Below are 12,870 nucleotides of genomic sequence, written 5' to 3'. Positions count from 1 at the left end.
TCATGGGGCGGATCATCTGCTGCGGCCTGGGCCCGGGCGATCCCGATCTGATAAGCGTGCGCGCTGATCGCGCAATCCGCGCCGCCACGCAAGTCGCCTATTTCCGCAAGAAGGGACGGCCGGGCCAGGCGCGGCAGATCGTCGAAGGCATGCTGGCGCGAGGCGTCTGCGAATATCCGATGGAGTATCCTGTCACCACCGAGCTCGCGTTCGACGGCGATGAATATGCCCGCCTGCTCGCAAGTTTCTACGACGCGTGGGCCGACCGGCTCGAACGGCTCGCGCGTGAAGACAATGTTGTCGTGCTCTGCGAAGGCGATCCTTTTTTCTACGGTTCCTTCATGCATCTCCATTCACGGCTGCAGGGTCGTGCCGACATTGATGTCATCGCCGGCATTCCTGGTATGGCCGGCTGCTGGAACGTGGTGGGCCGGCCGATTGCGCTCGGCGACGACGTCATGACGATCTTGATGGGCACGCTGCCGGAGGAAGAGCTTTCCCGGCGCGTCAACAATGAGGATGCGCTGGTGATCATGAAGACCGGGCGCAATCTTGCAAAGATTTGCCGCGCGCTCGCCGCTGCCGGCCGGCTGCAGGAAGCCTGGCTGATCGAGCGTGGCACGATGCCGGGCGAACGTGTCGCGCGGCTCAAGGACATAGCGCCGGATGATTGTCCCTATTTTGCGATTGTGCTGGTGCATGGGCGCGGGCGGCGCCGGGAGCTTTGCGAATGACGGGCTCGCTCGCCATCGCTGGTCTCGGCCCGGGTGATGCGGCGCTGGTCACGCCGGAAGTCTCGGCCGCGCTTGCCGAGGCGACGGACGTGCTGGGCTACGCGCCCTATGTCGCGCGCGTGCCGGCGCGCGAGGGCTTAAGGCTCCATCCATCCGATAATCGCATGGAACTCCAGCGCGCCGGCGAAGCGCTCAAACTCGCTGCTGAGGGGCGGAATGTGGTGATCGTCTCCTCCGGCGATCCCGGCGTTTTCGCGATGGCGGCCGCCGTGTTCGAGGCACTGGAGGCTTCGCCGGTGAAGGACGTGACCATCCGCGTCTTGCCCGGCGTGACGGCGATGTTAGCTGCGGCCGCGCGCGCGGGTGCGCCGCTGGGCCACGATTTTTGCGCGATCAATTTGTCCGATAATCTCAAGCCGCGGGAAGTGATCGAAAAACGCTTGCGGCTGGCAGCCGAAGCCGACTTTTCCATTGCGCTTTATAATCCGCGCTCGGTGAGCCGGCCGGACGGCCTTGGTCGCGCACTCGAGGTGTTGCGCGAGGCCGGCTGCGGCGAGCGCATCGTCATCTTTGCCCATGCGGTGACGACGCCCAAGGAACGTATCGAGACCGTGCTGCTGCGCGATGCCAGGGCTGAGATGGCCGACATGGCGACGCTGGTCATTATCGGCAATTCGGCGACGCGCCGCGTCGGCCGCTGGGTCTATGCCCCGAGGCGCGCGTCATGACCAAGCCAGGAAAGCACATCTTCGGCGCGTTCGAGCCGCGGCCGCTCTGGCAGCGCCGGTCGCGCGATCATGATCACCGGCAGGCCAAACTCGCGCGCGGCGTCGATCTTGGCACGTGCGCCATCGCCGCCCGCGTTGCGCGACACAACCCACTGGATGCCACGCGCACGCATCAGCTCGCGATCATCTTCGCGGGTGAACGGGCCGCGGGAGACGATCACCTCCGCATTGGGCAGCGGCAGCGGCCCGTCCGGCGCATCGACAAAACGCAGTGTGTAGGCATGCTGCAGCCTTGCGGCGAAGGCGGCGAGATGCTGGCGGCCGATGGCGAGGAACACTCGGGCGGGCGCCTCGGGCAGCGCGGCCGCGGCGGCAGGCTCGTCGGCCGCCTCGATCCAGTTGTCGCCGGGGACCGGCGTCCAAGGCGCGCGCTCCAGCGCGATCAGCGGCGTCCTCGTCGCGGCACAGGCAGCGACCGCATTGCGACTCATCTCGGCGGCAAAGGGATGGGTCGCATCGACCACATGCGTGATCCGCTCGGCGCCGATGAAGTCCGCAAGCCCCTCCGGCCCGCCAAAGCCGCCGATCCGTGTCGGCAGCGCGTGCGGCAGCGGGATCCTGGTGCGGCCGGCGTAGGAGTAAATGGCATCGATCCGCGCGCGCGCGAAAAGCTCCGCGAGCCGGTTGGCGTCGCCTGTTCCGCCCAGAATGAGCGCGCGCGTCATGCCTGACCCCTGGTTGACCATCATCGGTATCGGCGAAGATGGCCTTGCCGGGCTGTCGGAAGCAAGCCGAAAGGCGCTTGCGACGGCAGAGATCGTGTTCGGCGGTGAGCGGCATCTAGGGCTCGCCGATATCGGCGTGCGTGGAAAACCATGGCCCATCCCGTTCGACGTCGCGCCCGTGCTCGCGCGCCGTGGGCGCCCGACCGTGGTGCTCGCCTCCGGTGATCCGTTCTGGCACGGCGCGGGCGGAAGCTTGGCTGCGCATCTGTCCAGGGAAGAATGGATCGCGCACCCGGCGCCTTCGACATTTTCGCTCGCGGCGGCGCGGCTGGGTTGGCCGCTGGAGCAGACGATCTGCCTTGGACTGCACGCGGCGCCGTTCGAGCGCCTGGTGCCGGCGCTTTCGCGCGGCGCGCGCATCATCTGCCTGGTGCGTGACGCCAAAGCAGGGGGCGATCTCGCGGCGTGGCTGACTGCGCGGGGATGGGGCACCTCGCGACTATGGTCGCTCTCGGCGCTTGGCGGGCCGCGCGAGCGCACCGCCGAATGTCGGGCAGAGGATTATGTCGGTGGGTCTATATCGAGCCCGCTCGCGATCGCGCTGGAAGCGGATGGCGTAACCGGATTGCCGCGCTGTTCGGGCCTGCCTGACGATCTCTTTGTCCATGACGGCCAGATCACCAAGCGGCCGATACGTGCGCTCGCGCTTTCGGCGCTGGTGCCGCGGACTGGTGAATTGCTGTGGGACATCGGCGCCGGCTCCGGCTCGATCTCTGTCGAATGGGCCTTGGCCGGCGGAACCGCGATTGCCGTCGAGCAGCGCGAGGATCGCGCCGCGAACATCCGCAGCAACGTCGATGGCTTCGGCCTCGCGCACCGGATCAAGATCATTACGGGTCGTGCGCCCGATGTCCTGACAGACCTGCAAAAGCCGGACGCGGTTTTTCTCGGTGGCGGGCTGGATGCGGCGATGTTCGATGCCATCTGGCCGCTGATGCCAAACGGCGCCCGCATCGTGGCGCATTCTGTGACGCTGGACACCGGGGCGCTGCTCGCAGAATTACACGGCAGGCATGGCGGTGACCTGATGCGGATCGAGATTTCGCATGCCGCGCCGCTCGGTCGTTTGCGTGCCTGGGAAGCGTCACGGCCGATTGTGCAATGGCGCGCGGTGAAGGGAGAGGGCGCATGACCGTGCATTTCATCGGCGCAGGTCCCGGCGCGGCCGACCTCATTACTTTGCGCGGCCGCGACCTGATCGCGGCCTGTCCGGTCTGCCTCTATGCCGGCTCCCTGGTGCCGCGGGAAATTCTGGCGCATTGCCCGGAAGGCGCGCGCATCGTCAACACCGCGCCGCTGTCGCTCGATGCCATCATCGATGAAATCAGATGCGCGCATGCGCAAGGCAAGGACGTCGCGCGGCTGCATTCCGGCGATCTCTCGGTGTGGTCGGCGATGGGCGAGCAGCTCCGCCGGCTGCGCGAGCTCGGCATTCCCTTCACCGTCACGCCGGGGGTGCCGTCGTTCGCCGCCGCCGCGGCCGCGCTGCAAGCCGAGCTTACGCTGCCGGGGCTTGCGCAATCGGTGGTGCTGACGCGCACCTCGGGGCGTGCGAGTGCGATGCCGGACGGCGAAAAGCTTGCGGCCTTTGCGGCGACCGGGGCGGTGCTGGCGATCCACCTTTCGGTGCATGTGCTGGGCAAGGTCATCGCGGAGCTGCTGCCGCATTATGGCGCGGACTGCCCGGTGGCTGTGGTCTGGCGCGCGAGCTGGCCCGATGAGAAGATCGTGCGCGCCACCTTGGGCACGCTGGACGCAGCAATTGGCGAGAAGCTCGAGCGCACCGCCATCATCCTGGTCGGCCGCACGCTGCAAGCACGGGATTTTGCCGAGAGCCGGCTCTATGCGGCCGACTATGACCGCCGCTACCGGCCCATCGGCACCGCGCCCCGCTTTCCGGAAGGCGCATAATGTCGCGCGCGCTTGTCATTTCCGCTCCTGCCTCCGGCACCGGCAAGACCACGCTGACCTTGGCGCTGGCGCGCGCCTTTCGTGATCGCGGACTTGCCGTGCAATGTTTCAAGAGCGGTCCCGACTATATCGATCCCGCTTTTCATGCCGCAGCAACAGGACGGACCTCGGTCAATGTTGATAGCTGGGCGATGCCGCGCGAGACCATCGAGACGCTGGTTGCTCGCGGCCAGGATGCGGATCTGGTGCTGGCCGAGGGCTCGATGGGCCTGTTCGATGGCGTGGCGACGCCGGGCCGGGCCGGTACCGGCGCCAGCGCGGATATCGCGGAGATGATGGGCTGGCCGGTGCTGCTGGTGCTCGATCCCGCAGGTCAGGCCCAGACCGCCGCGGCGGTCGCGAGCGGCTTGCGTGATTTCCGGCCCGGCGTGCGGATCGCCGGTGTCATTCTCAATCGCATCGCCAGCCCGCGCCATGAGGCTCTGATCCGGTATGCGATGCAGGCCGCCAATATTCCCGTGCTCGGCGCGCTGCCGCGGCATGCACCGATTGCGCTGCCGGAGCGTCACCTGGGCCTGGTGCAGGCCGAAGAGTTCTCGCGACTAGACGAGTTGATCGGCGAAGCCGCGCGGCTCGTGGCCGAGCGCGTCGATCTTGATGAGCTGCTCGGGCTCGCTGAGGAGGTAGCGCGCACGCCGAAGGCAATGGGTTTCGCAGCGCTCAACCCATTCTACGATCGTGACTGCCATGCGCGTGTCGCGCCGCCCGGCCAGCGCGTTGCGCTGGCGCGCGATGCCGCCTTCTCCTTCGTCTATCCGCACATTCTCGAGGGCTGGCGCGCGGCCGGCGCCGAGATCGTGCCGTTTTCGCCACTGGCCGATGAAGGACCCGATGAGAGCGCCGATGTCTGCTGGCTGCCCGGCGGTTATCCGGAATTGCATGCTGGCAAGATTGCCGCGAATCTGCGCTTCCGGGAGCGCTTGCGCAACTTTGCCGAAGCGTGCCCCGTGCACGGCGAATGCGGGGGCTATATGGTGTTGGGTCGCGCCTTGACCGACAAAGAGGGGATGCGCCACGAAATGACGGGGCTGCTCGGACTTGAGACCAGCTTTGCCAAGCGCAAAATGCATCTCGGCTACCGCAAGGCCGGCTTGCACGCGCCAATGCCGGGCTTCGCTGCCGGCGCCCAGCTCCGCGGGCACGAGTTCCACTATGCGACGATTCTTGCCCAGCCCGACACGCCCCTGGCGATCGTGCGCGACGCTAACGGCGCCGAGGTCACCGAGACCGGCTCGCGGCGCGGCAACGTCACCGGCACATTCTTTCATCTCATCGCGGAGGACAGGTGAGCGGCTTTGTTTCCTTTGTTTCGGCGGGGCCTGGCGATCCCGAGCTTCTGACGCTGAAGGCCGCGGCGCGGCTGCGCGCGGCCGATGTCGTGCTCTATGACGACCTCGCTTCCGGAGCTATTCTGGATCACGCCCGCGAAGGCGCGCGGCGGGTCTCGGTCGGCAAGCGCGCCGGGCGACCCTCGGCCAAGCAGGAGCATGTCAGCCGGCTGCTCGTCGACTATGCCGCGACGGGCGCTGCCGTGGTGCGGCTGAAGTCCGGCGATGCCGGCATCTTCGGCCGGCTCGAAGAGGAGATCGAGGCGCTGCGCGCTGCCGGCATTGCCTTTGAGATCATCCCCGGCGTCACGGCAGCCTGCGCGGCGGCGGCGGCGGCGGGAATTCCGCTCACGCGCCGCCACACCTCGCGCCGCGTGCAGTTCATCACCGGCGCCGACGTGCGTGGCGAACTGCCAGAGGATCTCAATTGGGCGGCGTTGACCGACCCGAATTCCACCACCGCCGTCTATATGGGCAAGCGTACCTTTCCGGCGCTCGCGGCCAAGCTGATCGCGCAAGGCCTGTCGCCCGACACGCCGGCGCTGCTGGCCGAATCCATCGGCCACGCCGATCAGCGGTTCGTCCGCACGAGCGTTGCAAAGCTCGCCGAGCAGCTCAAGCAGGAGAGTGTCACCGCGACCGCCATCATTCTCTTCGGCTCGCTCGCCGCTGAAGAGGCTTGACGTATCAACTCAACCCCACCGCCTCGAAAAAGGAGACTGGACCATGCATATCGAACCCGGCGTCGTGAACGGCGCGAAGATCGTGTTGAGCTATGCAACAGCCGTGGGCGCCGGGGGTTACGCCTTCAGGCTTGCGGCCGACACGGTGCGCAAGCAGGGTGCGGGCTCGCTTGCGCTGCGCACGGCCGCGACCACGCTATCCGTGTTCACTTTCTTCCAGATGCTCCCGCATTTTCCGGTCGGCGTATCGGAAGTGCATTTCATCTTCGGTTCGACGCTGTTCCTGATTTTTGGCGCCGCGCCGGCCGCGCTCGGCCTCGCGCTGGGCCTTCTGTTGCAGGGCCTGTTCTTCGTGCCGACCGACCTGCCGCAATACGGCATGAACGTGACGACGCTGTTGGTGCCGCTGTTCGCCATCGGCGCGCTGGCCGAACGCATCATCCCGCGCCACACTGCCTATGTCGACCTGCGCTACGGCCAGGCGCTGTCGCTCTCCAGCGCCTATCAGGCCGGCATCATTGCCTGGGTTGCGTTCTGGGCGCTCTACGGCGCTGGGTTGGGCGTCGAGAACTTGAAGTCGATTGCCGCGTTCGGAGCGTCCTACGCACTGGTGATCGTCATCGAGCCGCTGGTTGATCTCGCGGTGCTGGCACTGGCAAAATCGCTGCGCGGCATCTTCGACGGTGCGCTGGTCACGCCGCGCCTGCATCACGCCGGCTAGAAAACGGGAAGGGCGGCCCGCGAATGCGGCCGCCCTTTTAAGCCCGCCATGCTCACCCTCTCCCTCATCGGTATCGGCTGCGGCGACCCTGCGCACCTGACACGCAAGGCGGTCGGCGCGATCAACGCCGCCGATCTCATCCTCATTCCGCGCAAGGGCGATGAAAAATCCGAGCTTGCGGATTTGCGGCGCGCGATTTGCGCCGACGTGCTCACCAACCGTAGGACGCAGGTGGTGGAGTTCGATCTGCCGGTACGCGATAGCGCGCGGGAGGATTACCGCGGCGGCGTCGATCATTGGCATGAGGCGGTCGCGCAGGCATGGTCGCGCGAGATCGACCGTCATCTGGGCGGAGAGGGACGCGTTGCGCTTCTGATCTGGGGCGATCCCTCGCTCTACGATTCGAGCCTGCGCATCGCGCGCCGTCTCGATCCGCTGCCTGACATCGAGGTGGTGCCGGGCATCACGGCGATTCAGGCGCTGTGCGCCGCGCATGCACTGCCGCTCAACGAGATCGGTGCTCCGTTTCTGGTCACCACGGGGCGGCGTTTGCGCGAAGGCGGCTGGCCGGCGGGCGTCGATACCGTGGTGGTCATGCTCGACGGCGGCACCGCGTTCCAGACGCTCGAGCCTGAGGGCCTTCATATCTGGTGGGGCGCCTATCTCGGCATGCCAGGCCAGATCATTTTGTCGGGCGCGCTCACGGAGGTGAGCGCAACCATCGTTGCCGCGCGACGGCAAGCGCGGGAGCGGCATGGCTGGATCATGGATAGCTACATTTTGAAGCGCGTGGGCTGAGGCGTTCGAATGCGAGACGATATGCTTCCTGGATGGGTTTACGAAAAATGCCCCGATGTCTCAGCGAGCCATCGAGAGTCCGCCCGCGCCCGTCAGGACCAGCTAACGAAGCCGCGCGGCGCGCTTGGCCGGATCGAGACGCTCGCGATCGATCTTGCCGCTCTGCAGCACACTGAGCGACCACGCGCCGCGCGCGTGCCGATTATCGTCTTTGCCGGCGATCATGGCATCGCAGCGCGGGGCGTCTCGGCCTATCCGCAAGAAGTCACGATTGCGATGATGGCCAACTTTGCCCGCGGTGGCGCGGCAATTTCGGTCCTGGCGCGCGAATTGGGCTCGCATCTGGAAGTCGTCGACGCCGGCACGCTGGCGGAAGTGCCGATGCCAGGCATTGTCACCGATAAGCCGCGGCGCGGCAGCCGCGACTTCAGCAGACAGACCGCGCTTGAGGCTGCGGACCTCGCCTTCGCCTTCGATTGCGGCAAGCGCGCGGTGGCGCGTGCGGTCAGCAGCGAGCCTGACATGCTCATTCTCGGCGAAATGGGCATCGGCAACACCACGAGCGCAGCGGCAATTGCCGCCGCGCTGCTGCGGACAAGCGCCGACATGATCGCTGGTAACGGCACCGGTGTCGATGCTGAGGGCCGCGCACGCAAGGCGCGCGCGATCGACGCAGCGATCGCGCTGCATGGCCTTGCACCGGGCAGCTCTCCCGAGCGCGTCCTGTGCGCGGTCGGTGGTCTAGAGATCGCCGCCATCGCCGGCGCCATCATCGCCGCCGCGCGACAGCGCATCCCGGTGCTGGTCGACGGCTTCATCGTCTCGGTCGCAGCACTTGCGGCGTCGCGGGTGAATCCATCCTGCCGACCCTATCTGATATTTTCGCACCGTTCGGCCGAGCAGGGGCATCGATTGGTGCTGGACGCGCTGGAAGCGCGCCCGCTCCTCGATCTCGATTTGCGGCTTGGCGAGGGCTCAGGCGCCGCGCTAGCGTTGCCGATCCTGCGCCTCGCCTGTGCGCTGCATAACGGTATGGCGACCTTTGCCGAGGCTGCAGTCCCCGACCGCAAAGGCTGAGGTCGCGGGCCGCTCTCGTGAGATCAACAACGCGTGTTGTGCGGGGCACGCATCATCCGCTTTCTTGACAGCGGCCATATCAGTCGTTTCCTTTGTCGCCCGGAAGCGGGGGCGATCACGAGGATGCCGGACGAGCCTCTCACGGTGAGACGACGCGATCTGCTCTCGCTGATCGGAGCGATGGCCGGCAGCGCCGCGATGTATCACGCGATGACGGCGCTGGGGTTTGCCTCCGAATCCCGCTACCAGGGACCGATCAGGCTGCAAGGCGACCCCAAGGGCGCCTCCGTGCTCATTCTCGGCGCGGGACTTGCCGGGATGACCGCTGCGCTCGAGCTGCGCAAGGCCGGCTATAAGGTGCAGGTGCTGGAGTTCAATGATCGCGCCGGCGGTCGCAACTGGTCTTTGCGCGGCGGCGACAGCTTTGTCGAGCTCGGCGGCTTCAAGCAGACCTGTAAATTCGACGATGGTCTCTACCTCAATCCAGGGCCGTGGCGCATTCCCTATCACCACCGTGCGTTGCTCGATTACTGCAAACGCTTTAACGTGGCACTGGAGCCCTTCATCCAGCTCAATCACAACGCTTATCTTCATGCCTCGCGCGCGTTCGGCGGTGTGCCGCAGCGGATTCGCTGGGTGAAGGCCGATTTCCAGGGGCAGGTCTCGGAATTGCTGGCGAAGGTGACGAGCCAGGGCAAACTGGATGAAGTGGTCTCCAAGCAGGATCAGGACATTCTCCTGCAGGCGCTGCGCTCATGGGGCGCGCTCGACCGCGACTATCGCTACAGAGCGAGCCTGATCTCGTCCGAATATCGCGGGTATGCCGAGGCGCCCGGCGGCGGGCTTACGGCAATGCCGCTGCCGAGCGATCCCGTGGGCTTGTCGGACATCTTGAAGTCGCAGCTCTGGCGCTATCTGCACAATTTCGCCAACTACAATTTCCAGACCACCATGTTCCAGCCCGTCGGCGGGATGGATATGATCGGCAAGGCGTTCGTGAAGGAGGTCGGCGATCTCATCCGCTACAACGCCCGGGTGACGGAGATTCTTCAGGACGATCGCGGTGTCACCGTGACGTATGTTGATGCGAAAAACCCGAAGAGCCCGTTGCAAGCGCGTGCCGACTGGTGCGTGTGCACGATTCCCCTGTCGATCCTGAGTCAGCTCAAGGTCAATGCCGGCGCGGCGATGAAAGCAGCCATCGATGCGGTCCCCTATGCCGGCTCGGTGAAGATCGGGCTGCAGTTCAGGCGGCGTTTCTGGGAGGAGGACGATGCCATCTATGGCGGCATCAGCTACACCGACTTGCCGATCCGGCAAATCGGCTATCCCAATAGCGGCTATAACAGGACCGGGCCGGGCGTGCTCCTCGGCGCCTATCTGTTCGACGGAGCCAATACTTACGAATTCACCGCGATGCCGCCGGATGAGCGCGTGGCTCGCGCGGTCGAGTTCGGTGCGATGATCCACCCGCAATACAAATCCGAATTTGAGAACGGCATCGCGGTGGCCTGGCATCGCGTGCCCTTCACGCTGGGCTGCAGCGGCGACTGGTCGGATGATGCGCGCACACAGCACTACCGCAATCTGTGCGAGATCGACGGCCGCATTGTGCTTGCGGGCGAACACGCCTCTGCGCTGCCGGCGTGGCAGGAGGGAGCGATCCTGTCTTCGCTCGATGCCATCACCCGGTTGCACGAGCGGGTGGTGAAGACATGAGGCGTTCGAACGCAAAGGCGCTGCCGCACGCTGCGCTGGCGACGATCGCACTGCTGGTGCTGCTGCGTGGTCAGGGCACACGCGCCGAGGACGACGGGCCTGTTCTCAAGAGCCGTACATTCAGCTCGGGCTATCGCTTTGTCGAGATGAGCGGCGAGGAGTTGTATGTCAATGTTTGCCGCGGCTGCCACATGGGCGACGCGCTTGGCGCAACGGGAGCGGGCGCTTATCCGTCGCTCGCCTCCGACCGCAATCTTGAGGCCAGCGGCTATGCGGTGGATCTCGTCGTCAATGGTCGCCGCGGCATGCCGTCCTTTGCGGACATGATGAGCGACGACCAGATTGCGGCTGTCGTGAATTATCTGCGCACGCATTTCGGCAACAATTATCAGGATGCGGTCACGCCCGCGGACGTGCACGGCGCGCGGCGGTAGCGGCAACTCGGCGCAACCTGGAGCGACAAACTCGCCTTCGACCCTATTTCGCGGGCGGCAGCTTCACTGGAATGTACCGCACGGCGGGGTTCACGACCACGAATCTGTCGTTGGCGTGGCTTCGGAGGGTTTCCAGCACCAGGAAAAACTTCTCGGCAAGCATCGTAATAACCTCACCGCAATTGATCGATTTGAAATGGATGGATTCGATCACTTGCGCGGAGTCACCGCAATCGGATTCGCGCGGCAGAGTTAGCGCTTGGTAATCGCACGGGCCCCAGCCGGCCGCGGTTGACCCCGAGGAAACCATTGCCTGGCCTGTTCGATCGCGAGGTCGGCGCGGGCGCGGCTCACCGGTGGCGCCTTCGTGCGGATGCGAAATCGTCGCCGGCTCCTGCGAAAACCTGTCTTGCTAAAGCCGGCTCAGTAGGTCTGAATGCGACAAGCAAATCCAAACGCCGGAGAGCGGAATGTATCGATCAGGCCATAAGAAGCTCGCGTTTGTCTGGACCGCTCTCCTTTCACTCTGCTTTGGCGGGGCCGCCTATGCGGACCAACTGAACCCGCAGCAGCAATTCGCCCGCGAGGTCTACAAGGAGCTGGTTGAGATCGACACCACGACCGCGACCGGCGATACCGCGAAGGCGGCCGATGCGATGGCGGCTCGGCTCAGGGCGGCGGGTTTTCCGGATGAGGACGTGCATGTGTTCTATCCGGCGCCGCACAAGGGCAATCTGGTGGCGCGGCTGCGCGGCACCGGCAAGCGCAAGCCGATCCTGCTCCTCGCTCATATCGACGTCGTGCCGGCGCTGCGCGAAGACTGGTCGGTGGACCCATTCACACTCACCGAAAAAGATGGTTATTTTTACGCTCGCGGCAGCAGCGACGACAAATACATGGCGGCGGCCTTCGTCACCAATCTGATCCGCTACAGGCAGGAGGGATTCAAGCCCGATCGCGACATCATCGTCGCGCTTGAGACGGACGAGGAGATCCTCGATAGCAATGCACTTGGCATCCAATGGCTGCTCAAGAATCATCGCGACCTCATCGATGCGGAATTCGCGCTGAATGAAGGTGGCGGCGTCGGCCTCAGGGACGGCAAGGCGATCCGGAACGCGGTGCAGACCAGCGAGAAGGTCTCCGTCAGCTATCAGCTCGAGGTCCGGGACCGCGGCGGCCACTCTTCAGTGCCGCGTAAGGACAATGCGATCTATCGGCTTGCCGAGGGATTGGTGCGGCTGTCGAAGTTCTCGTTTCCGCTTAGATTCAATGAGACCACGCGCGCTTATTTCAAGGGGCTCGCGCAGATCGAAGGCGGGCAGACCGCCGCCGACATGCGGGCGCTGCTGGCGGATCAGCCGGATCCCGAGGCGGTCGGGCGGCTCTCGGCCAATCCTGCCTATAACGCCCAGCTTCGCACCACTTGCGTCGCGACCATGCTGCAAGGCGGTCACGCGGTCAACGCGCTGCCGCAGCTTGCCACTGCCAAGGTCAATTGCCGCATCATGCCGGGCGAAGCGGTAGAGGAGGTCAAGACAACGTTGGAGCGCGTGCTTGCGGACGACCAGATCACCGTCGCCCAGACCGATAAGGCCGTGCTCAGCGCCTCGTCACCAATGAACGAGGACATCATGGGCGCGATCGCCAGGCTCTCGGGCGAGTTTTGGCCCGGCGCGATGGTCCTGCCGGTGATGAGCACGGGCGCCACGGACGGTAGCTACTTACGCAACGCCGGTATCCCCACTTATGGCCATTCCGGCATGGCGAACGACATTAACGACGTCAGGGCTCACGGTCGGGACGAGCGGGTTCCCGTCAAATCCTTCTACGAGGGTGAGGAATATCTTTATCGCCTCGTCAAAATGTTGTCGGGTGGCGTGTCTTAAATC

14 protein-coding genes are annotated in these 12,870 nt (G+C 65.4%); 12 read left to right on the top strand and 2 right to left on the bottom strand.

The window, feature by feature from the left end; translation table 11 throughout:
• The first annotated feature begins 2 nt into the window (after window positions 1–2).
• Entirely contained in the window at window positions 3–734 is a 732-nt protein-coding gene (locus tag F758_RS0124795; RefSeq protein WP_024510404.1) for a precorrin-2 C(20)-methyltransferase, read from the top strand.
• The gene (gene cobJ / locus F758_RS0124790) at window positions 731–1,462 is read left to right on the top strand and encodes a precorrin-3B C(17)-methyltransferase (protein ID WP_024510403.1); all 732 of its coding nucleotides are present in this window, start codon (window positions 731–733) and stop codon (window positions 1,460–1,462) included. Before F758_RS0124795 ends, cobJ begins: the two co-directional genes overlap by 4 nt.
• On the opposite strand, the gene F758_RS0124785 is transcribed toward cobJ, so the two are convergent.
• Window positions 1,438–2,187: a cobalt-precorrin-6A reductase gene (locus tag F758_RS0124785; protein ID WP_024510402.1), complete on the bottom strand. Its 750-nt coding sequence runs from the start codon at window positions 2,185–2,187 to the stop codon at window positions 1,438–1,440. The two genes, cobJ and F758_RS0124785, sit on opposite strands and share 25 nt — an antisense overlap.
• Between F758_RS0124785 and F758_RS0124780 the strand changes: the two genes are divergently transcribed.
• From F758_RS0124780 to F758_RS48080, 9 genes are all read left to right on the top strand, one after another.
• The gene (locus F758_RS0124780) at window positions 2,186–3,379 is read left to right on the top strand and encodes a bifunctional cobalt-precorrin-7 (C(5))-methyltransferase/cobalt-precorrin-6B (C(15))-methyltransferase (protein WP_024510401.1); all 1,194 of its coding nucleotides are present in this window, start codon (window positions 2,186–2,188) and stop codon (window positions 3,377–3,379) included. The two genes, F758_RS0124785 and F758_RS0124780, sit on opposite strands and share 2 nt — an antisense overlap.
• Complete coding sequence (cobM, locus tag F758_RS0124775; RefSeq protein WP_024510400.1) at window positions 3,376–4,158, top strand: precorrin-4 C(11)-methyltransferase; 783 nt, start codon at window positions 3,376–3,378, stop codon at window positions 4,156–4,158. Before F758_RS0124780 ends, cobM begins: the two co-directional genes overlap by 4 nt.
• Window positions 4,158–5,507: a cobyrinic acid a,c-diamide synthase CobB gene (locus F758_RS0124770; RefSeq protein WP_024510399.1), complete on the top strand. Its 1,350-nt coding sequence runs from the start codon at window positions 4,158–4,160 to the stop codon at window positions 5,505–5,507. The genes cobM and F758_RS0124770 overlap by 1 nt, the downstream gene beginning before the upstream one ends.
• Window positions 5,504–6,229, top strand: a complete 726-nt coding sequence (gene cobA / locus F758_RS0124765; RefSeq protein ID WP_024510398.1) for a uroporphyrinogen-III C-methyltransferase — start codon at window positions 5,504–5,506, stop codon at window positions 6,227–6,229. Before F758_RS0124770 ends, cobA begins: the two co-directional genes overlap by 4 nt.
• 43 nt (window positions 6,230–6,272) lie before the next feature.
• Window positions 6,273–6,950 (top strand): energy-coupling factor ABC transporter permease, encoded by a 678-nt coding sequence (locus tag F758_RS0124760; protein WP_024510397.1) that lies wholly within the window; start codon window positions 6,273–6,275, stop codon window positions 6,948–6,950.
• A gap of 48 nt (window positions 6,951–6,998) precedes the next feature.
• The gene (gene cobF, locus F758_RS0124755) at window positions 6,999–7,748 is read left to right on the top strand and encodes a precorrin-6A synthase (deacetylating) (protein ID WP_024510396.1); all 750 of its coding nucleotides are present in this window, start codon (window positions 6,999–7,001) and stop codon (window positions 7,746–7,748) included.
• A gap of 21 nt (window positions 7,749–7,769) precedes the next feature.
• Window positions 7,770–8,825, top strand: coding sequence for a nicotinate-nucleotide--dimethylbenzimidazole phosphoribosyltransferase (gene cobT / locus F758_RS0124750; RefSeq protein ID WP_024510395.1), 1,056 nt, complete (start codon window positions 7,770–7,772; stop codon window positions 8,823–8,825).
• A gap of 123 nt (window positions 8,826–8,948) precedes the next feature.
• Entirely contained in the window at window positions 8,949–10,544 is a 1,596-nt protein-coding gene (locus F758_RS0124745; RefSeq protein ID WP_024510394.1) for an NAD(P)/FAD-dependent oxidoreductase, read from the top strand.
• Window positions 10,541–10,978 carry a c-type cytochrome gene (locus F758_RS48080; protein ID WP_024510393.1) on the top strand — a complete coding sequence of 146 codons (438 nt, stop codon included), beginning with the start codon at window positions 10,541–10,543 and terminating at the stop codon, window positions 10,976–10,978. Before F758_RS0124745 ends, F758_RS48080 begins: the two co-directional genes overlap by 4 nt.
• A 43-nt stretch (window positions 10,979–11,021) precedes the next feature.
• On the opposite strand, the gene F758_RS49800 is transcribed toward F758_RS48080, so the two are convergent.
• Window positions 11,022–11,192, bottom strand: coding sequence for a hypothetical protein (locus tag F758_RS49800; RefSeq protein WP_157450142.1), 171 nt, complete (start codon window positions 11,190–11,192; stop codon window positions 11,022–11,024).
• 256 nt (window positions 11,193–11,448) lie between these two features.
• Here F758_RS49800 and F758_RS0124730 point away from each other — a divergent pair, with 256 nt between their 5' ends.
• Complete coding sequence (locus F758_RS0124730; protein ID WP_024510391.1) at window positions 11,449–12,867, top strand: M20/M25/M40 family metallo-hydrolase; 1,419 nt, start codon at window positions 11,449–11,451, stop codon at window positions 12,865–12,867.
• The last annotated feature ends 3 nt before the right edge of the window (window positions 12,868–12,870 follow it).

The sequence above is a fragment of the Bradyrhizobium sp. ARR65 genome (genome assembly GCF_000472385.1).
Classification (GTDB): Bacteria; Pseudomonadota; Alphaproteobacteria; order Rhizobiales; family Xanthobacteraceae; genus Bradyrhizobium.
The sequence above is the reverse complement of the archived record's forward strand: the minus strand, read 5'-3'. Positions and strand labels throughout refer to the sequence as shown.